The 19,690-nt window shown below is 73.0% G+C and carries 17 protein-coding genes and 1 pseudogene; 9 read left to right on the top strand and 9 right to left on the bottom strand.

All coding sequences use genetic code 11. The annotated features are described in order from the left end of the window. Positions 1–298: 298 nt before the first annotated feature. Positions 299–679, bottom strand: a pseudogene (locus tag ABD343_RS37465) (phytanoyl-CoA dioxygenase family protein); the annotation flags it as partial. Between the two features lie 85 nt (positions 680–764). Between ABD343_RS37465 and ABD343_RS37460 the strand changes: the two are divergent. The 4 genes from ABD343_RS37460 (at position 765) to ABD343_RS37445 (ending at position 4,486) form a co-directional block, all read left to right on the top strand. Beyond that, a complete protein-coding gene (locus ABD343_RS37460; RefSeq protein WP_344534943.1) occupies positions 765–1,352 on the top strand; it encodes a hypothetical protein in 588 nt (195 codons plus the stop codon). Positions 1,353–1,857: 505 nt separating this feature from the next. Further along, a complete protein-coding gene (locus tag ABD343_RS37455; protein ID WP_344534942.1) occupies positions 1,858–2,205 on the top strand; it encodes a MerR family transcriptional regulator in 348 nt (115 codons plus the stop codon). 312 nt (positions 2,206–2,517) lie between these two features. Beyond that, positions 2,518–2,721, top strand: a complete 204-nt coding sequence (locus ABD343_RS37450) for a cold-shock protein (protein ID WP_344534940.1) — start codon at positions 2,518–2,520, stop codon at positions 2,719–2,721. A 274-nt stretch (positions 2,722–2,995) separates the two neighbouring features. Continuing rightward, the gene (locus ABD343_RS37445) at positions 2,996–4,486 is read left to right on the top strand and encodes a DEAD/DEAH box helicase (RefSeq protein WP_344534939.1); all 1,491 of its coding nucleotides are present in this window, start codon (positions 2,996–2,998) and stop codon (positions 4,484–4,486) included. A 79-nt stretch (positions 4,487–4,565) separates the two neighbouring features. On the opposite strand, the gene ABD343_RS37440 is transcribed toward ABD343_RS37445, so the two are convergent. After that, complete coding sequence (locus ABD343_RS37440; protein WP_344534937.1) at positions 4,566–5,015, bottom strand: hypothetical protein; 450 nt, start codon at positions 5,013–5,015, stop codon at positions 4,566–4,568. Between the two features lie 358 nt (positions 5,016–5,373). On the opposite strand from ABD343_RS37440, the gene ABD343_RS37435 reads away from it, so the two are divergent. Beyond that, the gene (locus ABD343_RS37435; protein ID WP_344534936.1) at positions 5,374–5,745 is read left to right on the top strand and encodes a hypothetical protein; all 372 of its coding nucleotides are present in this window, start codon (positions 5,374–5,376) and stop codon (positions 5,743–5,745) included. A gap of 103 nt (positions 5,746–5,848) precedes the next feature. On the opposite strand, the gene ABD343_RS37430 is transcribed toward ABD343_RS37435, so the two are convergent. Then, a complete protein-coding gene (locus ABD343_RS37430) occupies positions 5,849–6,526 on the bottom strand; it encodes a TetR/AcrR family transcriptional regulator C-terminal domain-containing protein (protein WP_344534934.1) in 678 nt (225 codons plus the stop codon). 65 nt (positions 6,527–6,591) lie between these two features. On the opposite strand from ABD343_RS37430, the gene ABD343_RS37425 reads away from it, so the two are divergent. Next, entirely contained in the window at positions 6,592–7,797 is a 1,206-nt protein-coding gene (locus ABD343_RS37425) for a beta-ketoacyl-[acyl-carrier-protein] synthase family protein (protein ID WP_344534932.1), read from the top strand. Positions 7,798–7,800: 3 nt separating this feature from the next. Here ABD343_RS37425 and ABD343_RS37420 read toward each other — a convergent pair whose 3' ends face one another. From ABD343_RS37420 to ABD343_RS37410, 3 genes are all read right to left on the bottom strand, one after another. Then, entirely contained in the window at positions 7,801–9,177 is a 1,377-nt protein-coding gene (locus ABD343_RS37420) for an MFS transporter (RefSeq protein WP_344534930.1), read from the bottom strand. Between the two features lie 65 nt (positions 9,178–9,242). Beyond that, positions 9,243–10,415: an acyl-CoA dehydrogenase family protein gene (locus ABD343_RS37415; RefSeq protein ID WP_344534928.1), complete on the bottom strand. Its 1,173-nt coding sequence runs from the start codon at positions 10,413–10,415 to the stop codon at positions 9,243–9,245. 32 nt (positions 10,416–10,447) lie between these two features. Next, complete coding sequence (locus tag ABD343_RS37410; protein ID WP_344534926.1) at positions 10,448–12,004, bottom strand: acyl-CoA synthetase; 1,557 nt, start codon at positions 12,002–12,004, stop codon at positions 10,448–10,450. A gap of 124 nt (positions 12,005–12,128) precedes the next feature. On the opposite strand from ABD343_RS37410, the gene ABD343_RS37405 reads away from it, so the two are divergent. Next, complete coding sequence (locus ABD343_RS37405) at positions 12,129–12,761, top strand: TetR/AcrR family transcriptional regulator (protein WP_344534924.1); 633 nt, start codon at positions 12,129–12,131, stop codon at positions 12,759–12,761. 95 nt (positions 12,762–12,856) lie between these two features. Continuing rightward, on the top strand, positions 12,857–14,098 hold the full coding sequence (locus ABD343_RS37400; RefSeq protein ID WP_344534923.1) for a serine hydrolase domain-containing protein: 1,242 nt from the start codon (positions 12,857–12,859) through the stop codon (positions 14,096–14,098). Here ABD343_RS37400 and ABD343_RS37395 read toward each other — a convergent pair. After that, a complete protein-coding gene (locus ABD343_RS37395) occupies positions 14,070–15,035 on the bottom strand; it encodes a LysR family transcriptional regulator (RefSeq protein ID WP_344534921.1) in 966 nt (321 codons plus the stop codon). The two genes, ABD343_RS37400 and ABD343_RS37395, sit on opposite strands and share 29 nt — an antisense overlap. A 97-nt stretch (positions 15,036–15,132) precedes the next feature. On the opposite strand from ABD343_RS37395, the gene ABD343_RS37390 reads away from it, so the two are divergent. Then, entirely contained in the window at positions 15,133–16,095 is a 963-nt protein-coding gene (locus ABD343_RS37390; protein WP_344534919.1) for a TIGR03564 family F420-dependent LLM class oxidoreductase, read from the top strand. Here ABD343_RS37390 and ABD343_RS37385 read toward each other — a convergent pair. Both ABD343_RS37385 and ABD343_RS37380 read right to left on the bottom strand, forming a co-directional pair. Continuing rightward, on the bottom strand, positions 16,044–17,771 hold the full coding sequence (locus tag ABD343_RS37385; protein ID WP_344534917.1) for an ABC transporter ATP-binding protein: 1,728 nt from the start codon (positions 17,769–17,771) through the stop codon (positions 16,044–16,046). The genes ABD343_RS37390 and ABD343_RS37385 overlap by 52 nt on opposite strands. Then, entirely contained in the window at positions 17,768–19,603 is a 1,836-nt protein-coding gene (locus ABD343_RS37380) for an ABC transporter ATP-binding protein (protein WP_344534915.1), read from the bottom strand. The genes ABD343_RS37385 and ABD343_RS37380 overlap by 4 nt, the downstream gene beginning before the upstream one ends. Positions 19,604–19,690: the final 87 nt, after the last annotated feature.

Genomic DNA, 19,690 nt, shown 5'->3' with positions numbered 1-19,690 from the left:
TCACTCAGGTCTGCCAATGCTTGGCGCGCACGGTTCGTCCAGACCTCGACGCAGGCCTCGAACGCACTCCCCTGATCGCAGGCGCCGCGTCGTAACGGTCGTCCCTTCGCGTCATCCGGCCGAGCACTGCCTCTTCCAGCGCCGAACAATTGTCCGCACACGGTGTCCGTACGTGTTCACGGGCATGCTTCACCAGCGCTGCCGCGCTGCCGGGCCTCGTGCTTCGCGTCAGCCGCACCTCGGCAAGGGGGTGTCACCCCTCGGTGCGGTGCCCCACAGTGCTGGCCCGGCTTCCAGGCGGGAAGTCGCGGTGCCAGGGCTGGTTGACCGCTCCGGCGAACGGAATGTCGAAGCCCAGCTCGACGATGCGGTAGTCCGGCCCGAGGACCGCCTCGCTGACGGCACGTACCCAGGGATGGTCGACGAGGTCGACGAAGCCCCGGAGCTGCTCCGGATGGATCTCCACGTAGTAACGGTTCGGGCCCCGCCCCACCGCGCCGCCCGGCCGCTGCCGCGCTTCCTCGAAGGCCTGCTCGATGTCCTCGCGGACCCGGTCCGCCCATTCCGGGGCGAAGGCGCCCCGGCGGGCCGTGATGCCGTCGGTGTAGAGGGCCCGCACCGCGTCCCCCACCTCCGCGTATCCGACGGGCGCGGAGGCGTCACCGGCCGACGAGGGCACGGGGAGTTCGGGCGGCGCGGCTGCCACCGAGCCGCGTCCCGACTGGACTCGGCGGACCGAGGTCACGGGGGCGGTGCCCGCGGGCATGGCGACGCTCTTCTCCGCCGTCGCCGCCGTGGTCGCGCTCCAGGTGCAGGACCGGCAGAACCGCAAGGAAGTGGACGTGACCCGGCAGGGGCAGATCACCGACCGTTTCAACAACGCGGTCGACAACCTCGGCGACAAGGCGGACGAAGTCCGGCTCGGGGGGATCTTCGCCCTGCGCCGGATCATGGAGGACTCGCCCCGCGACCAGCCCGCCGTCGTCGACGTCCTCTCGGCGTACGTCCGCACGCACGCGCCCGCCGCCGGGGCGGCAAGGCCAAAGCGGGACGCCTCGGGGCGCCCGGCGCCGGATGTGCAGGCGGCGTTCGAGACGCTCGCGCGGCGCCGGACTCACCGACGCCGATCTGAAGGGCGCGGACCTGCGCGGCGCCCGGCTGCGTGCCGCCCCCCGAAGGACGACGACAAGAACGACGGCTCCGGCACGAAGGCCCCGGCACCCGAACAGCCGGCCCGGGTGAGCGTGGAGCAGCTCCTCGAAGCGCGCCTCGACCACACGAGCGAAGTCCCTTCCGCGCTGGAGGACGACTCACGTCTGCGCAAGCGCCTCTCCCGTGCGCACAAGGGCTGAAGCCCGGCGGCGCCGTCACCGAACCGCCCCGGCAACGGGATCCGCCGCTCCGCCCAGCACCTCACTGTCCAGGCGGCCCTGCCCCACGGAGAAAATCTGTCATCGCCGGAGTAGACATTGGGGCTTGCCGGGAGTACCGTTTTTCTCGTACTCGCAGAGATCAAGAGGGCGAGGCAGATGACGAACTGCCTCGCGGGCCGTGCGCCCCGAGGGGCGCACGTGGCCCCGCAGGTCGAGCAGTGCATGACAGAGCAGTAGAGAAGAAGAGGAGAAGGAGGAAGACGCCATCAGGATCGCCCGGGCGGGAACGCTCCGCTCGGGTACCGCAGACCCCGGATTGGAAGGTGGTCCCCGGTCACGCAACTGCGATCCCCGCACCCGTCTTCCCAGGCGGTGGTGCGAAAGAGGAAACCGGCACAGATAGCCGGTAGATGGTGTTGACCCCTTCGGGGCCCTGGTGCCGTGCGGCACCAGGGCCCCTCGACGCGTTTCCCGAGAGGTGCCAGTGGCCGCAGACAACCCGTCCACCCTGTCGAGCAATCTCGACGACGACGATTACCCCGCCTACACCATGGGGCGGGCCGCCGAGATGATCGGCACCACGCCCGCTTTCCTGCGGGCCATCGGCGAGGCGCGCCTGATCGTGCCGCTGCGCTCCGAAGGCGGGCACCGCCGGTACTCCCGCTACCAGCTCCGGCTCGCCGCCCGGGCCAGGGAACTGGTCGACCAGGGCACGCCCGTCGAGGCCGCCTGCCGCATCATCATCCTGGAAGACCAGCTCGAAGAGGCCAAGCGCATCAACGAGCAGCTCCGCAAGACGGGGGTGCCCCCGGAGCCGCCCGCCGACACCTGACCGGTGCCGGCCGGGTCCGAGAGTGCTGCCCAGAGGCAGGGAAATCTCTTTTCGCCGCCACAGAAATACGAGCAATGCGCGGTAAGAAGTTTTCTCCCGCCCGTACCGGAACAGCGGAACGGTCGCCCGCTCGGAAATTTCCGTGTTACGGTTACGCCAGTTGCAGTTGTGGTTCCCCAGACTTCAAGAGCTCCCTCCGCTTCCCAGCGGGGGATTCTTGTGTATTTCGGTGTTTCCGGAGGGCGATCATCGCGGCAGCTCCGGCGCCCGCGCAGTGCGGATGCCGGGTACCGCCCCTGAAGGAGATGTATTTTGGCTACTGGTACCGTCAAGTGGTTCAACGCGGAAAAGGGTTTCGGCTTCATCGAGCAGGATGGCGGCGGCGCAGACGTGTTCGCCCACTACTCGAACATCAACGCCTCCGGATTCCGTGAGCTGCTCGAAGGCCAGAAGGTAAGCTTCGATGTCACGCAGGGCCAGAAGGGCCCGCAGGCGGAGAACATCGTTCCCGCCTGACGCTGACGCGTTCGACGAGCTGGGGCACGCACGGCGTGCGGGCCCCAGCTCGTTTCGCTGTTCCCCGCCCGTCTCCACGGCTCCCCCGCACCCCTGTCTCGGCCCCGGTCTCCGTGGGCGGCAGCCTGGTGCGTTTTCGTGAAGCTCCGTCGGTCATAAATGACCCCCGGTTTTGCTTCGTATTTTCCTTCGGCTCAGTCCTGTGAATTCGCGTGCGGCTCAATGCCGCGCGACGGCGAATTCCTCGGCACATGCCGCATCAAGGAGGTTCTGTATGAACCGCACCACTCGCACCGCTCCCGCCACCGCAGGCAACGCCGACCACGGCTCCGGCCGCCGCCGTCACCCCCAGACCAACCGCCGCGGCGGAACATCCCGTACGGCCACGCGCCCGCCGCAGGGGCAGAGGCGCGGCGGAGGCGGGGGCGCGGGCGCTCCGAGGGAGTTCGCCGTGCCGGTCAGCCGCACTCCTCCGCTGCCGCCGGTCGAGACATTCGACGGGCTCGACATGCCCGACCGGCTGAAGACCACACTCCGCGCCCAGGGCATGAGCGCGCCGTTCCCGATCCAGGCCGCGACGCTGCCCAACGCGCTGGCCGGCCGGGACGTCCTGGGGCGCGGCCGTACGGGCTCCGGCAAGACCCTCGCCTTCGGCCTCGCGCTGCTGGCCCGTACCGCGGGGCAGCACGCCCAGCCGAGGCAACCGCTGGCCCTCGTCCTGGTCCCCACCCGGGAGCTGGCCCAGCAGGTGACGGCCGCGCTCACCCCCTACGCCCGCGCGCTGAAGCTGCGACTCGCCACGGTCGTCGGCGGCCTGTCGATCGCCCGCCAGGCCCGTGACCTGCAATCCGGCAGCGAGGTCGTGGTCGCCACGCCGGGCCGCCTCAAGGACCTCGTCGAACGCGGCGACTGCCGTCTGGACCAGGTGGCCGTCACGGTCCTCGACGAGGCCGACCAGATGGCCGACATGGGCTTCATGCCCCAGGTGACCCATCTGCTCGACCAGGTGCGCCCCGGGGGACAGCGGCTGCTGTTCTCCGCCACCCTGGACCGCAACGTCGACTTGCTCGTACGCCGCTATCTGACCGACCCGGTGGTCCACTCCGTCGACCCCTCCGCAGGCGCGGTGACCTCGATGGAGCACCACCTGCTGCACGTGAACGGCGCCGACGACAAGCGCGCGGCGACCACCGAGATCGCCGCCCGCGAGGGGCGGGTGATCATGTTCCTGGACACCAAGCACGCGGTGGACCGGCTGACGGCCGACCTCCTGAGGAGCGGCGTACGGGCCTCGGCCCTGCACGGCGGGAAGTCGCAGTCCCAGCGCACTCGCACCCTCACGGCGTTCAAGTCCGGCCACACCAACGTTCTGGTGGCCACCAACGTCGCGGCCCGCGGCATCCACGTCGACAATCTCGACCTCGTGGTCAACGTCGACCCGCCCACCGACCACAAGGACTACCTCCACCGCGGAGGGCGCACCGCCCGTGCCGGCGAGTCCGGCACCGTCGCCACGCTCGTCCTCCCCGGTCAACGCCGCGACATGAACCGCCTGATGGCGAACGCCGCCATCACCGCCCAGCACACCCGGATCCACCCCGGTGAGGCCGAACTGAACCGGATCACCGGAGCTCAGGCGCCCTCGGGCATCCCCCTCACCGCCGCCGACACCCAGCCGCCCCAGCGCACCGGCCCCTCGCAACAGGCACGGCGCAACCGTCCCGCACGCCGACGAGGCCGCCCCTCCCGCACGTCCGCGAGGTGAGCCGTCGCGGCCCCGAGGGCGCATGCCCCGGGGCCGGACCGCGCGCTCTCGGGGGCCCGCTCAGCAGCGGGACGCCCGCCTAGGAGGACGTCGTGCAGCCGGTGGTGAGGGTGGAGCCCTCCTTGTACCGCCGCGTTTCCTGGTCCTTGACCTCGCCGTTCACGATGACCTTGCAGCCGATGGACCGCTTCGGGTTCTCGGGCCCGGACTGGATGGACAGGGTTCTGCCCGGGTCGACCTTGAACTTCTTCTTCCAGGGCGTCTTGACCTTCTCGACGTCGTAATCCTCGAACTGGCCGTTCTTGTAGACGATGCCCGGGATGTAGACGCTGGTCGGCGAGTCGCCGGTGAGCTGGAACTCGACGGTGATCTTCCCGTCCGCCCCGTCCCCGGTGTCAGTGCCCGATTCGCTCCCGGCGCCCCGCGACTTCTTCCCGCCGCCCGAGCCGCCGTCGTCCGAGCAGCCGGTCAGTCCGGCCATCAGTGCCGCCGCGGCGGCCAGGCAGGCCGCCGTCCTGCAAACGCGCATGGCGTTCCCCGTTCTCAACTTCCGTTCCTGGCTTCCTTGTTGTGCAGGCTTGTTGTGCAGGCTTGTTGTGCAGGGGGGATCGTGCCACGTGTGGCCAGTGAGGTGAGTGGGGTTGATGAATCCCCCCCGCGACGCCCCTCCTGTGCCCCGCTTGCGTATTCCTGCACTGCACGTTCCTGAAGGGCGACAGGGCCGGAGGCGCGGCGAACCGTGTGCAGAATCGTGAGCGGTTCGCCTCGCGCGCCGAGCGCCACGCGCCAACGCCCGACGCCGCGGCGCACGTCCCCGCGCGCGGAGCGCCACTGACCGAGACCGGCTCCGGCCGGCACGCACGTCACACACATCTCATGGAGCACGAGTGCGCAAGAGCAGGATCGCCACGTTTGTCGGGGTCGGAGTCGCCGCCGCCGCGTCCTTCGCCCTGGTGCAGGCCCCTGGGGCCTCCGCCGCCGGGACCACCCCGGTCAAGGCCACGGAGTCGGTGAAGCTCCGGACCAGCACGAAGCTCAGCAGCACAGCCGTCGGTCTCTTCCCGAAGAAGGCGATGGGCAAGGCCGCCAACTGGTCCGGCTCCGACAACATGCGGGTCTACAAGGGCGGCACGCACAACCACTGCGGCAGCAAGGGCACCATCAACTCCCGCAAGTGGGTCAAGGTCTCGTACAAGGGCAAGAAGGGTTACGTGGCCCTGAACTGCGTCGACGTCCAGCCCGACCTGCCGGGCGACTGACGCGCCGGCCGCCTGACGCGGACCGGACCGGCCACGGCGGGGTACGCCGCGCGCACCGGAGCGCGGCGTACCCCGCCGTTCGCGTAAGGGAACCAGCGGGGAATCAGGGGCCGTCGTCGTGGATCGTCAGCGATCCGGCGAGGTCGAGGTCGGCGCCCGTGCCGTGGGCCCCGGCGCGGACGAGCAGCACCGCACCGAGCGCGGTGCTCCAGAACGTACGGACCTCGACGGCGAGAGGTCTGCGGGCGTGCCAGCCACGGGCCTCGACGAGGCGGCTCACGAACCGCTCGGACTGCCGGAAGAGCAGTTGGAGGTGCTGGTCGACCACGGGGGCCAGCTCGGGCTTGGAGATTCCGGTCGCGAGGGCGTGCGCGACCGACGGGAGCGAGGGCAGGGCCAGGACGGCCCGGGCGATGTTGCGCCGGAAGGCCGCCGCGTCGGGGGCCTGGCGGCCGATGCGCTCGATGCGCCGGGTGTCGTGCAGCAGGCCGAGGAAGGCCGCGTGCACGAGCAGCGAGTCCTTGGATCCGAAGTGGTACGTGACCTGGTTGGGGAAGACCCCGGCCTCCTTCGCGATCTCCGCGACGCTCACCTGCCCCCCGGGGTGCTTCTCGCAGAGCCGGGCGGTGGCCTCGACGAGCCGCCGCTTCGTCGCGTGCCCACGCCCGGGCGGCGCGGGCGGCGCGGGCGGGGCCGGGGGCGCGGCGTCCGCCCTCCGGCTCTCCTCGTTCCTGCTCTCCTCTGTCGCGCTCGCCCCGCTCGCGCTCTCCTCGTTCCTCACACCGGAATTGTATGTGATACAACAAAGCCGTTCGCTTGTATCGCATACAAGAAGGGGCGGAACACATGCACCGGACAGAAGTCGTCGTGACCGGACTGGGCGCGATCACGCCGCTCGGCGGGGACGTGAAGTCCACCTGGGACGCCCTGCTCGCGGGCGAGTCCGGCATCAGGGACGCCGGACTCCCCGGGACCGTCGCCGGGACGATGGCGGCCGACCCCGCCGGTGCGCTGCCGCCGGTGCGGGCCAGGCGGCTCGACCGCGCGCAGCAGGCGGCGCTCACCGCGGCGGCCGAGGCCTGGGCGGACGCCGGTGCCCCGGAGGTGGACCCGGACCGGCTCGCCTCGGCGATCGGCACGGGCATCGGAGGCGTCCGTACGCTGCTGAAGGAGGACGACGCGCTGGAGGCGGCCGGGACGGCCCGGCGGGTCTCGCCGCGCACGGTCCCGATGCTCATGCCGAACGCCGCCGCGGCGCTGATCAGCATCGAGTACGGCGCACGGGCCGGGTCCTACACCCCCGTCTCGGCCTGCTCCTCGGGCGCCGAGGCGCTCGCCCTCGGGGCCAGGCTCATCCGTGCCGGGGAGGCGGACGTGGTCATCGCGGGCGGGACCGAGGCCGCGATCACTCCGATCACCGTCGCCGGGTTCGCCCAGGCGCGGGCGCTGTCGCGGCACACGGCCGAACCCGCTTCGGCGTCACGGCCGTTCGCCGCCGACCGCAGCGGGTTCGTGCTGAGCGAGGGCGCCGCCGTCGTGGTGCTCGAGAGCGCCGGGCACGCCGCCGCACGGCGTGCCCGGGTCCACGCCGTGCTCGCGGGCACCGGTATCGCCGCCGACGCCCACGACATCACGGCACCCGCGCCGGACGGCGCCGGTCAGCTCGCGGCCATGCGGAAGGCGCTCGCCCAGGCGGAGCTGGACCCCGCGCGCGTCGGCCACATCAACGCCCACGCCACCGGGACCCCGGTCGGTGACGCCGCCGAGGCGCACGCGGTCGGCGAGTTGTTCGGCCGCGCCACCGTGACGGCCCCCAAGGCGTCGCTGGGCCATCTCTTCGGCGCCGCCGGTGCGATCGAGGCGCTCGTGGCCGTCCTCAGCGTGGAGCACGGGGTCGTTCCGCCGACCCGTAACCTCGCCGCGGCCGGGGTCGATCCCGGCATCGCCCTCGACGTCGTCACGGAGCGGCGGGACGTCCCCCAGGAGGCCGTGCTCAGCAACTCGTTCGGCTTCGGCGGCCAGAACGTCTCCCTCGTCGTCACCGCGGCCTGAGCCTCAGACGTACGGGGCCAGGCGTGCCGCGTCGCGCTCCGGCCGGATACAGGCCACCGCGAGCAGGCCGGTGAGGAGCATGACGGCGGCGCTGATGAGGAAGGCGTACGTGTAGCCGGAGGCCGTGGTGTCCGCCGCGTCGATGAGGTGGCCCGTGAGGGCGGGCGCGACGAGTCCGGGGAGGGTGCCGGTGGCGGCGACGATGCCGAAGAGCGCGCCGCGCTGGGCCGCGGGGACGACCTCGGCGGCGGTCATGTAGTGGAGGGGGACGGCGACCGCGCCGGTGCCGAAGGCCAGCCCGATCAGCAGGTGCTGGACGAGGGGCGCGTCGGTGAAGGGGAACGCGGCCATCGCGCAGCCCGCGACGCAGACCGCGATGCCCTGCGTGGCGCCGCTGGACCAGCGGCTGGTGACGCCTCGTGCCTTGAGCACGTCCATCAGCGGGGACACCGTCAGCAGCAGGACGAGGCTGAAGGCCGCGATGGCACTGATGGTGCTCGCGGCGGCGCCGGGGGTCATGTCCCTCTCGGTGCGGAGGTAGGACGGCAGCCAGGCCTGGCTGAGGGAGAGCGCCCAGGAGGCGCCGAAGGCGCTGGAGACGCTGCCCAGGACGGTGCCGGTGAGCAGCAGCCTGCGGTACGGCACGCGCGCGGCCGCCTTCGGCGCGTCCGGTACGTCCGGCGAGGTCGGCACGTCCGGCACGTCCGGCACGTCCCGTCGTCGTGCCGCGCGCGCCGGGCGGGCGTCGTCGAAGGGGCCGTCGTGGCCGACGTGCCACCAGACCAGCGCCCAGGTCGCGCTGACCACGGCGAGCGCGACATACGCGGAACGCCAGCCGTGGGCCGTGATGAGCCAGGTGAGGACGGGCGCGGAGACGAGCGTGCCGAGCGCGGCGCCGCTGATCTGCAGCGCGGAGGGGAGCCCGCGGCGGTGCGGAGGGAACCACTTGTAGAGGGCGTGCATGGACATCGAGGCGGCCGGACCCTCGGCGGCGCCGAGGAGGACGCGGCCCGCGACCAGCGTGGGCACGGCCGCCACGACGAGGACGGGCAGTTGGGCGACGGCCCAGGTCAGCGTCATGACGAAGAGCAGCGTCCGGCTGGACACGCGGGAGGAGACGAAGCCGACGACGAGCCCGGCGAGGCTGAACAGCAGGAAGAAGGAGCTGGATATCAGCCCGTACGTGCCGTGGCTGATGTGGAGTTCGTCCATGATCGGCACGGCGGCGAGGCCGAGGACGGCCTTGTCGGCGAAGTTGACGACCATGAAGGTGACGATCATGGCGGTGACGAGCCAGGCCCGTACCCGGTCGTACGGCGGAGGGGCGGCCGTCTCTGCGGCGGGGAGGCCGGTGGGCGGCGCGGAGGGCTGGGAAGCCATGGGTGACTCCTGCGGGTAGGGCCCGGCTCCGTACGGGGCTGACGCACGCCGCACGCGGGCCTGGCTCAGACGAGGGCCTTGGCGATGGCGTTCTTGTGGATCTCGGTGGTGCCGGTGACGATCCGGAACATCCGCAGGGTGCGGAAGATCCGCTCGACCTCGTGGCCGCGGGTCAGACCCGCCTTGCCGTGGAGCTGTACGGCCTGGTCGGCGACGCGGAAGCAGGCCTCGGAGGTGAAGAGCTTGCACATGTTGGCCTCGACCGCGATGTTCTCGCCGCCGTCGGCGCGCGCGGCGGCGGCCATGACCATGGAACGGGCCGCGTACAGCTCGGTGGCCATGTCGGCGAGCTTGTGCTGCACGGACTGGAGGGCGAGCAGCGGCTGCCCGAAGGCGACGCGGCTCTTGGAGTACGCCACGGACAGGTCCCAGGCCCGCCGGGCGGCGCCGATCAGGGAGGGGCAGTGCAGCAGCCGGTTGAGGGTGATGCGCCCGATGCCGATGCGCAGCCCCTGGCCGATCTCGCCGAGGAGGTTCGCGGCGGGGATCCGGCAGCCCTCGAAGACCAGGTCGCCCTCCATCCGCTGGCCCGACATGGGCACTTCGCCCTCCAGCACCCGGCAGCCGGGGGTGTCGAGGTCGACGAGGAACGCGCTGTACTCCTCCTCCGCACCGGCCATGCGCGCGACGACGATCGCGAAGTCCGCGAAGGGCGCGGCGGAGGAGAAGACCTTGTGCCCGTCCAGCACGTATGTGTCGTCGCCGTCCGGCGTCGCGGTCGTACGCATCCTGCGTACGTCGGAGCCCGCGTCCTGCTCGGTGATCGAGAAGCAGCAGGCGAGTTCGCCGCGGACGACGGGCATCAGGTAGCGGTCGAGCTGGTGCTCGGTCGCGTACTTCATGAGCGCGCCGACGCGCAGCGGTCCTCCCATGTCGCCCAGCACCGAGTGGGACAGGGCGGCCCCGGAGGCGGTCAGCTCCTCCTTCAGCGCGCACAGCTCGGTGAAGCTCAGGCCCTGGCCGCCGAGTTCGGGCGGCAGGCTGATGCCGTAGAAGCCGAGTTCCGCGCTGCGCTTCCAGACGTGCTCCAGCGTGGGGCGGTCGAGCGCGCTCTCGGCGGTGATGCCGTGCGCCTGCTCGTACGGGAGGAGTTCGCCGGTCAGGTACGCGCGCAGCCGTTCGACGAGGTCCTGGAGGCGGGGGTTGTCGTCGTAGGAGGGTTCGAGGGTGTAGGGCATGGCGGGATTCCTTCTCTGTGCCTGTGCGGGGGTCAGTGGACGCGGCGCTCGGTGCCCGCCCAGTAGCGCTCGCGGATCGCGCGGCGGTCGATCTTGCCGTTGGGGTTGTGGGGCAGGGCGTCCACGACGTCGACGGAGCGGGGCTTCTTCATCCGGGCGAGGCGTCCGGCGCAGAAGTCGATCAGCGCGGGCCCGTCGAGGGGCGCGTCGTCGCGCGGCACGACGACGGCGTGGACGGCCTCGCCCCAGCGCGCGTCGGGGACGCCGACGACGGCGGCCTCGTACACCCCCGGGTGCTGGTGCAGGACGGACTCGACCTCCACGGCGTAGATGTTGAAGCCACCGGAGATGATCATGTCCTTCTTGCGGTCGACGATGAACACGTATCCGTCGGAACGGCGGCGGGCGAGGTCCCCGGTGCGGAACCAGCCGTCGTGGAAGGACTCGGCGGTGAGGTCCGGCGCGTTGTGGTAGCCGGGGACGACGTCGGGGCCGCGGACGGCGATCTCGCCGATCTCCCCGTCGGGAACGGGCGTCCCGCTCTCGTCGACGATCCGCACCTCCGCCTCGGCCAGCGGCCGTCCGCAGGACAGGAGCAGCTCCTCGTCCCCGTCCTCGATCGCGCGCCGGTGGTCCTCGGTGGTGAGGAAGAGCACGCCCGAGGTGGTCTCCCCGCAGCCGAAGCCCTGCGAGAGCACGGGCCCGAACAGGTCCCAGGCCGCGCGGATGCGGGCCGGTGACATGGGCGCGGCGCCGTAGATGAGCTGGCGCAGGCTGGAGACGTCGTAGTCCCGCGCGGCCGGGAGCGCGAGGAGCGTGTTGACCATCGTGGGCACGACGAAGGCGTGGGTGGCGCGCTCGCGCTGGACGGTCGCGAGGAACTCCTCGGCGTCCCAGCGCGGCAGGACGACCGCGCAGCCGCCCGCGAAGAAGATGCCCAGCAGCGGCATGCCCGAGGCGTGCGTGACGGGGCCCGCGAGGATCTGCCGGTCGCCGGGGCCGACGCGGGTGGCGGCGCTCATCACCGACTTGCGCAGCAGCGCGAGCCGGTTGCCGTACGTCTGGACCGCCGCCTTGAGCTTGCCGGTGGAGCCGGACGTGAAGTGCAGGACCGCGATGTCGTCCTCGGAGCAGTCCGCCTCGACGGGCTCAGGGGCGGTGGCGGCGAGCGTCTCCGCGTATCCGGGGCCGAGGTCGCTCGCGCCGTCGTAGCCCAGCACCGTCTTCACGCCGGTGCCGGGGACCGCGGCGCGGGCGGCCTCCAGGTGGGCGGCGTCGACGAGCAGGACCCGGGCGTCCGACTCCGTGAGCAGGTGGGTGACTTCCGCGGTGCCGAGCCGGGCGTTGATCGGCGCGCGGGCCAGCCCCGCCTTGTAGAGGGCGACTTCGGTGACGACCAGCTCCGCGCGGTTGGCGGCGAGGGTGGCCACGCGGTCGCCCCGGCCCAGTCCCAGGCCGCGCAGCGCGACGGCCAGCCGGTCGCTGCTCTCGTCCAGCTCCGCGTAGGTCAGCCGTACGGGGCCGCAGACCACGGCTTCGGCATCGGGGTGGTGACCGGCAGACCGGCGCACGTACCGCCCGAGATTCATGGCGACACTCCTTCGTTCCTGAACAACATGTCCAGTAACTAGCTTGGTGTGCGGCAACGTAAGGCCAGCGTTAGGGTCAGGTCAACGGTCCGGAGGACGGGGACCCGGAGACGAAGGAAGCGAAGTGGACACGAAGCCCGCGGGAGACCGCCGCGTCCGCAGGACGCGCGCCGCACTGCGCCAGGCCCTGGTCGAACTGGTCCTGGACAGGGGGTTCCAGGCGATCACGGTCGAGGAGATCACCGAACGCGCCGACGTCGGCCGCGCCACCTTCTACGCGCACTACCGCGACAAGGAGGACCTGCTCGTCGGCATCGTCCGGGACCTCGCCGAGGACCGCGAACGCCTCCTGCCGGCCGTGCGGCAGGCGCACGCCGAGGGCTTCACGGGCCTGCCGGTGAAGTACGTCTTCGAACACGCCGAGCAGGAGAAGGCCGTCTACCGGGTCGTGCTGCGCGGCGAGGGCGACGGGCGCGCCCTGCGTGAGTTCACCGACCTGATCTGCGCGCACGCCGAGTCCGCGTTCCGCGCGCGCACCGAGGAACTGGGCGTCGTGCCGCGGATCCCCCTCGACGTCGTCGCCCGCGCGTGGACCGGCGAACTCATCGGCCTGCTCACCTGGTGGGTCGAGAACGACACGGGGTACAGCGCCGCCGAGATCACCGCCCACCTGCGCGACCTGTCCGTCTACGGCCGCGTCTGGGCCACCGGACTCACCCCCTCCGACGCCCCCGGGGCCCTCGACCTCACGCCCTGAGGGTGCACTCTGGTCGAGTTACCGAACACAATGTACGGTAACGAGCTCAGCGACGGACGACGGCGATGGCCGACGATCACGAGCGGAGCGCACGCATGACCGGTACGCCTCCCCTGGCCGACCTCGCCTGGGCGCGGGGATACACCGACCCGGCCTGGGCCCGATGGCACACGACCTCGGGCCGGGAGCTGCTGCCGAGCTGCCGTGTCTGGCGGGGCTCCGGGACGCCGGAGCCGTTGCCGTCACCGTCGCCGGTGCCGTCGCCGTCATCGCGCGGGCGGCAGGAGGCGGGCTCTCCCGAGGCACCCGACGCGCTCGACGGCCTGGACTTCGAGGGCCCGCACGGCCGTTCGCTCTCCCTCGCGGAGCTGCTCGCGGGCGCCGAGACCGACGCCCTGCTCGTCCTGCACCGCGGGACGCTCGTCCACGAGCGGTACCTGCACGGGTACGAGCCGCACGTACCGCACTTCAACGCCTCGGCCGCGAAGTCCTATCTGGGCCTCGTCGCCGCGGTCCTCGCCCACGAGGGCGCGCTCGACCGGGACGCGGAGGTCACCAAGTACGTCCCCGAACTCGCCGGCACCGCCTTCGGCGAGGCACGCGTCGACCACCTGCTCCACATGGGCACCCGGATGAGCTACGCGGGCCGCCCGTACGACAAGGCGCTGGAGGCCCAGCGCTACTTCGCCGTGCTCGCGCCCCGGTTGCGCCCGTACGGCTACACCGGCCCCGCCACCATCCGCGAACACCTCGCCACGGCGCGCGCGACGGGCGTGCCGGGCGTCGAGTTCCGCTACGAGAACGGCAACGTCGAGGCCCTCGCCGAAGTGCTGCGGCGCGTCACCGGCACCACCACCTCTGCGCTGCTCTCCGAGATGATCTGGTCCCGGATCGGCGCCGAGGAGGACGCCTACTACGTGCTCGACGGGGAAGGTACCGAGGCCGCCTGCGGCGGATTCAGCGCCACCGCCCGCGATCTGGCGCGGTTCGGCGAGATGGTCCGGCTGGGCGGCGCGCTCGGCGACCGCCAGATCGTCCCCGAGGCCGTCGCCTCCACGATCGTCTCCGGCGTGCCCGACGGCTACCCGCGCCGCGTCCGCTTCCCCGCGGCCCCGCCCGACGCGCCCGCCACCCTCTCCTACCACGACCTGTGGTGGGTCCCGAACGATCCGTACGGCTCCTTCATGGCCAGCGGCATCCACGGCCAGCGGCTCTTCGTCTCCCCCGCCCTCGACCTGGTCGTCGTCCACTACGCCTCGCAGATCGTCTCCCCGTCCCTCCCCCAGGCCCCTCTCGTCCAGGCCTTCCTCAGGATCGGCGCCCGTCTTCAGGGCTGACCCCGGCAGCCCCCGCGCCCCCGGGCCCGGCCCCGGCTCCGCCCCGGCCGGAGAAGGCGCGGACCAGTGCGCGGGCGCAGGGTTCGGTGAGCTGTCCGGGGGCGACCAGGGTGCCCGGTACCTCCGGCGGGGAGGTGAGGGGGACACCGGTCACCTGGGACGCGGCGGGGAACGGGGCCGAGGCGAGCATGCCCGGGGTCGCCAGGGTCCAGGTGTCGGCGCTGGTGCCGATCTCCAGGAGGGTGTCCTGGACCGTTCCGGCCGGGCGGCCCAGCGTCGGGTGGACGCCCGCGGCGTGGAAGGCGCGGGTGGCGATGGCGTGGAGCGGCGCGTCCCGCTCCCGCGAGGGGAAGCGGAACGGCAGCGCGGCGAGCCGGGCGAGAGGCAGCGCGCGCTCGGCGGTCAGCGGGTGCCCGGCGGGCAGCACCGCGTGGAGCGGCTCGCTCCACACCGGCAGGACGCGCAGCCCGCGCGTCTCTCCCGTGCCCTCCCGTACGCCCAGAGCCAGCGCGAAGTCCAGCTCGCCGCGGCGTACGCCGTCGAGGCGGGCGGCCACGGGGCGGTCGACGAGCACGGGTTCGACCGCGGGGTGGGCGTGCCGCAGCGCGCGTACGCCGTGGGCCAGGCGGGCGCCGAAACCGGAACCCGTGCCGATGCGCATCACGCCGCACTGCTCCGAGGCGAGTTCGGCCGCCGTGGCGCGGACGCGTTCGGCGGCGGCGAGCGCTTCGCGGGCGTGCGGGAGGAGCCGGTGCCCGGCGTCGGTCAGCCGGACGTGCCGGGTCGAGCGGTCGAAGAGGCCGACGCCCAGCTCCCGTTCGAGCCGGGCGACGCGCTGGCTGACGGCGGGCTGGACGATGTGCAGCCGCTCGGCGGCCCGCCCGAAGTGCAGCTCTTCGGCGACGACGACGAAATAGCGCAGCGCGCGCAGCTCCATGGGCGACCGACCCCTCCCTCACTCATCACGGGACGTGATGACTGCGCAGGGCGAACGCGTCTGGTTCGGCCCGCATTCCCGGGCTTGACTCGTCACCATGCGAGTCGGAATCCACACCATGGACACGGGACTGAGCGCCCCCGAGGCGGTCGCTGCCGTGCGCCGTACCGCCGAGGGCGGCTTCGCGCACGCCTGGGTCAACCAGGGGCCCACGGGCCACGATCCGCTGGGCGTGCTGGCGGCGGTCGGCGCGGCGGGCCCGCCGGACGTCGAGCTGGGGACGGCGATCGTGCCGACGTACCCCCGGCACCCGGTGAACCTGGCCGCCGCCGCGCTGACCGTGCAGTCGCTCACGGGCGGGCGGCTCACCCTCGGCATCGGACCCAGCCATCCCGGCATCGTCGAGGGCCAGTGGGGCATCCCGTACGAGGCGCCGGTCGCGCACACCCGGGAGTATCTGGAGATCCTGCGGCCCCTGCTGCGCGGCGAGGCCGTCGAGCACCGGGGCGAACGGCTCACGGCGGTCACGCGCCTCGACGTGCCGGGCGGCGGCTCCGGCGTGCCCCCCGCGCGGGCGCCCGGCGTGCTGCTCTCCGCGCTCGGCCCGAGGATGCTGCGGCTGGCGGGCGAGCTGGCGGACGGCACGCTCGCGACCTGGGTACGGCCGGGCCTGATCGCCCGTCATCTGGTGCCCGGAGTCGGGGCGGGGGCCGCGCCGGGTGTCGCGCCGCGCGTCGTGGTCTCGGCCTTCGTCGCGGTCACCGCCGAGCCGGACCGGGTGCGGGACGAGCTGGCCGCGGCGTTCGGGGGCGCCGCGGCCATGCCCGCGTACCGCGCGGTCCTGGAGCGCGACGGGCTGACGAACGTCGCGGAGACGGCGGTCGTGGGCTCGGAGTCCGAGGTGCTCCGCGCGCTCGAACGGTACGGGGACGCGGGCGCGACCGATCTCATCGCGGTCCCGTGGGGCGAGGAGCGGACGGAGACGCTGGAGGTGCTGGCCGCCGCCGCTCACACGTACGGGCGGGGTTCCTCCCGGGACAGGCGCCAGAACTCGGCGTAGCGGCCGTCCCGTTCGAGCAGGGCCTCGTGTGTGCCCTGCTCGGCCACCCGGCCGCCGTCCAGGAAGGCGACGGTGTCGGCGCGGTGGACGGTGCGCATGCGGTGGGCGACCATCACGACGGTCCGGCCCGCCATGAGGCGCTCGATGCCCTCGTGGACGGCTGCCTCGTTCACCGGATCGAGTGCGGACGTCACCTCGTCCAGCAGCACGACGGGGGCGTCCTTGAGGAGGGCCCGGGCGATCGAGACGCGCTGGCGTTCGCCGCCGGACAGGAGGGCCCCGCCCTCGCCGACGCCGGTGGCCCAGCCGTCCGGGAGGCGCGCGACGACCTCGTCCAGCCGCGCCGCGGCCGCCGCCTCCCGCACCTGCGCCCCGGTGGCCTCGGGGCGGCCCAGGCGTACGTTCTCCTCGATGGTGCCGTCGAAGAGGTAGACGTCCTGGAAGACCAGGGCGATCCGCGCCATCAGGTCGTCGGAGGCGACCGTCCGCACGTCGGCGCCGCCGATACGCACCGCGCCGGAGCCGGGTTCCAGGTCGTGGAAGCGCGCGAGGAGCTGGAGCAGGGTGCTCTTGCCCGCGCCCGAGGAGCCGACGACGGCGAGCCGCTGCCCCTCGGGGACGGTCAGGGACACGCCGTCGAGCACCGTACGGCCGTCGCCGTGCCGGAAGGTGACGGCGTCGAACTCCAGGCCGTGGCCCGCCGGCCGTACCGGGTCGGACGGCTCGGGCAGCGGCTCGGTGCGCAGCACCGTGTCGAGCCGGCCCAGTTCCGCGCGGACGGCGCGGATCCGGCCCCCGATGTCGGCCAGGGACAGCAGCGGGTCGGCGCAGCGCGCGGCCAGCACCAGCAGGGCCAGCACGTCCGCGGTACCGAGGTCTCCGCCGAGTGCGAGGAACGCGCCCAGGGCGAGCAGGGCCGTGAAGACGGCCTGCACGGTGAGCGTCAGGCCCAGGACCCCCGGCAGCGTGGCGCGCGTGAGGCGGCGCGAGGTGTGCTCGATGTCCCGCAGCGCCGCGTCGAGAAGCTCGAAGCGCTCGTCGGCGCGGCCCCCGGCCCGGAGGACGGGCTGCGCCCCGAGATATTCGAGCACGCGCGCGGTGGCCTGCCGCTCGTGCGCGGCGCGCCGCGCGTCGGCCTCGCCCGTCGCACGGCCGGACCACGCCTGGACCGCGGCCACCAGCGGCACGGCCACCAGCGCCGCGAGCCCCATCCGCCAGTCGAACCCGAGCAACACGGCGACGAGTGTCAGCGGGGTCACACAGGCGGACAGGAACGGGCCCAGCACGTGAGCGAGCACGCTCATCGCCCGGAGCACGCCCTGGCTGGCCAGCACCGAGACCTCGCCGATACGGCCCGCGCCGTACCAGCCGAGAGGCAGCCGGGCCAGATGGTCGCCGAGCCGGTGGTACATGCCGCGCAGCATCGTCGTCCCCACGCGGAACCCGGACAGGTCGGCGACGTACCGCAGCGCCGCACAGCCCGCGACGGCAGCGCCGAACGCCGCCAGCCACGGCCATACGTCCCCGGGTTCGGACCCGAACAGGGCCCGCAGCACCGGCACCAGCAGCGCGCAGGACAGCCCCTCGGCGAGGGCGGCGGCGGTCATGAGGGCCACGGTGCGGCGCACCGGGCGGGTGTACTCGGGGCCGAGTACGCGCAGCAGCGTGCGGATCATCGCGGCTCGCCTCCTTGCCGTACGGCGTGCGGGATCTCGTCGGATGTGCTTCCGGGGGCGGCGGTCAGGGTCTGCGCCGCCTCTCCCGTGTCCGTCGCCGCCGACCGGTGGGCCTGCCAGAGGGCGGCGAACGGGCCGCCTCGGGCGAGGAGTTCGGCGGGGCGGCCGCGCTCGGTGATCACGCCGTCCTCCAGGACGAGGACCGTGTCGGCGTCGGCGATGGTCTCCAGGCGGTGGGCGATGACCAGCAGGGTGCGTGTGCCGCGCAGCGCGGACAGGGCCTCGCGCACGGCGCGTTCGGTCAGCGGGTCGGCGAACGCGGTCGCCTCGTCCAGCACGAGCACCGGTGCCTCGGTGAGCAGCGCGCGGGCCAGCGCGAGGCGTTGGGCCTCGCCGCCGGAGAGGGCGGCCTCCTCGCCGAGCACGGTGTCGTAACCGCGCTCCAGTTCGAGGATCCGCTCGTGGATGCCCGCCTGCCGGGCGGCCCGTTCGACGGCCTCGCGTCCGGCGTCGGGCACGGCCAGGGCGATGTTGTCGGCGACCGGGGCGCGCAGCAGCCGTACGTCCTGGAAGACGAAGGCGACGTGCCGGTACAGCTCGCGGCTGCTCAGCTCGCGCAGATCGACGCCGCCCAGGGAGACCGTGCCGTGCGTCGGGTCGAAGAACCGCGGCAGCAACTGGACGAGTGTGGACTTCCCGCTGCCCGAGGGGCCGACGAGCGCGGTGAACGTGCCCGGCTCCAGGGTGAGATCGACGCCGCGCAGCACCTCGTGCCCGGGCTCGTAGCCGTGGTGGACGCCGCTCAGCTCCACCCGGTGGGCCCGATGCCCCCGGGGCCCCCGGGGCGCGGCCGGGAGCGTGGCGGGGTGCGCGGGTTCGGGCAGCGGCGGCACCGCGAGCACCTCGCGGATCCGGCCGAGCGCCCGCCAGGCCGCCTGCAGATCGTCGAAGCCGTGCCCGAGCGCGGCGACGGGGGCGGTCAGTCCGAGGCCGAGGAGCAGGAAGGGCAGCAGATCGGCCGGGGCCAGCGAGCCGCCGGTGATCAGGGCCGCGCCTCCGGTGACGACCACCAGCAGGACGAACGGCGGGGAGAGCACGAGCTGCATGCCCGCGGCGGGGGCGGAGATGCCGCGCACCCAGCGGCCGAAGACGTCCGCGAAGCGGCCCGTCGCCGTGAGGAACGCGCGGTGGGCGCGCTCTCCCCCGCCGAACGCCTTGATCACCGCGATGCCCCGTACGAACTCGACGGCCGTATCGGCGATCCGGGCCATGGCCGCGTCGAAATCGCGCTGCTCGCGCTGCCGGGCCGAGGTCGTCATCAGCGGCACGAGGGCCAGCGCCAGCACGACCGGGACGAGGGTGATCAGCGTCATCCGCCAGTCGACGGTGAACAGGTACACCGCCGAGACCAGCGGCACCACGAACGCGGCGGCCAGCTCGCCCGGCGCGTGCGCGAGGAACGGGTGCACGGCGCCCACGTCCTCGCCCACCACCTTGTTCAGCTCGCCGGTCCGCCGCCCGGCCAGCCAGCCGAGCGGCACCCGCGCCAGCTTCGCCGCCAGCCGCCGCCGCAGCGCCAACTGCACCCGCCCGTCGAGCAGATGCGCCACCCCGGACGACGCCGCCGTGCACCCGAGCCGTACGAACAGGCCGGCCGCGCCGAGCGCGACGACCGTCCAGACGTGCCCTCGGTCGGCGGGCCCGGGCGCCAGCAGCGTGCGGCCCAGCTCGACGACGGCGAGCAGCGGCGCCAGCCCCGCGAGGGCGCCCGCCACCTGGAGGACGACCACGCCCGCGAACCCCGGCAGATACGGCCGCACCAGCTCCTTCACCGCACCCCACCTCCTCCCCTCCGTGTCAAACCTACGGCGTAGGTTTCGCTTGCACGGTAAGTTCTACGTCGTAGGTTTGGCAAGCGG

It is taken from the genome of Streptomyces albiaxialis, assembly GCF_039530985.1.
Classification (GTDB): Bacteria; Actinomycetota; Actinomycetes; order Streptomycetales; family Streptomycetaceae; genus Streptomyces; species Streptomyces albiaxialis.
This window is presented reverse-complemented; position numbering and strand designations above follow the sequence as displayed.

Excerpts from the sequence above, each read along its gene's own strand:
- ABD343_RS37445 (WP_344534939.1), top strand. The coding sequence starts at position 2,996 with ATGAACCGCACCACTCGCACCGCTCCCGCCACCGCAGGCAACGCCGAC.
- ABD343_RS37385 (WP_344534917.1), bottom strand. The coding sequence starts at position 17,771 with ATGATCCGCACGCTGCTGCGCGTACTCGGCCCCGAGTACACCCGCCCG.
- ABD343_RS37460 (WP_344534943.1), top strand. The coding sequence starts at position 765 with ATGGCGACGCTCTTCTCCGCCGTCGCCGCCGTGGTCGCGCTCCAGGTG.
- ABD343_RS37410 (WP_344534926.1), bottom strand. The coding sequence starts at position 12,004 with ATGAATCTCGGGCGGTACGTGCGCCGGTCTGCCGGTCACCACCCCGAT.
- ABD343_RS37425 (WP_344534932.1), top strand. The coding sequence starts at position 6,592 with ATGCACCGGACAGAAGTCGTCGTGACCGGACTGGGCGCGATCACGCCG.
- ABD343_RS37420 (WP_344534930.1), bottom strand. The coding sequence starts at position 9,177 with ATGGCTTCCCAGCCCTCCGCGCCGCCCACCGGCCTCCCCGCCGCAGAG.
- ABD343_RS37415 (WP_344534928.1), bottom strand. The coding sequence starts at position 10,415 with ATGCCCTACACCCTCGAACCCTCCTACGACGACAACCCCCGCCTCCAG.
- ABD343_RS37400 (WP_344534923.1), top strand. The coding sequence starts at position 12,857 with ATGACCGGTACGCCTCCCCTGGCCGACCTCGCCTGGGCGCGGGGATAC.
- ABD343_RS37395 (WP_344534921.1), bottom strand. The coding sequence starts at position 15,035 with ATGGAGCTGCGCGCGCTGCGCTATTTCGTCGTCGTCGCCGAAGAGCTG.
- ABD343_RS37440 (WP_344534937.1), bottom strand. The coding sequence starts at position 5,015 with ATGCGCGTTTGCAGGACGGCGGCCTGCCTGGCCGCCGCGGCGGCACTG.
- ABD343_RS37390 (WP_344534919.1), top strand. The coding sequence starts at position 15,133 with ATGCGAGTCGGAATCCACACCATGGACACGGGACTGAGCGCCCCCGAG.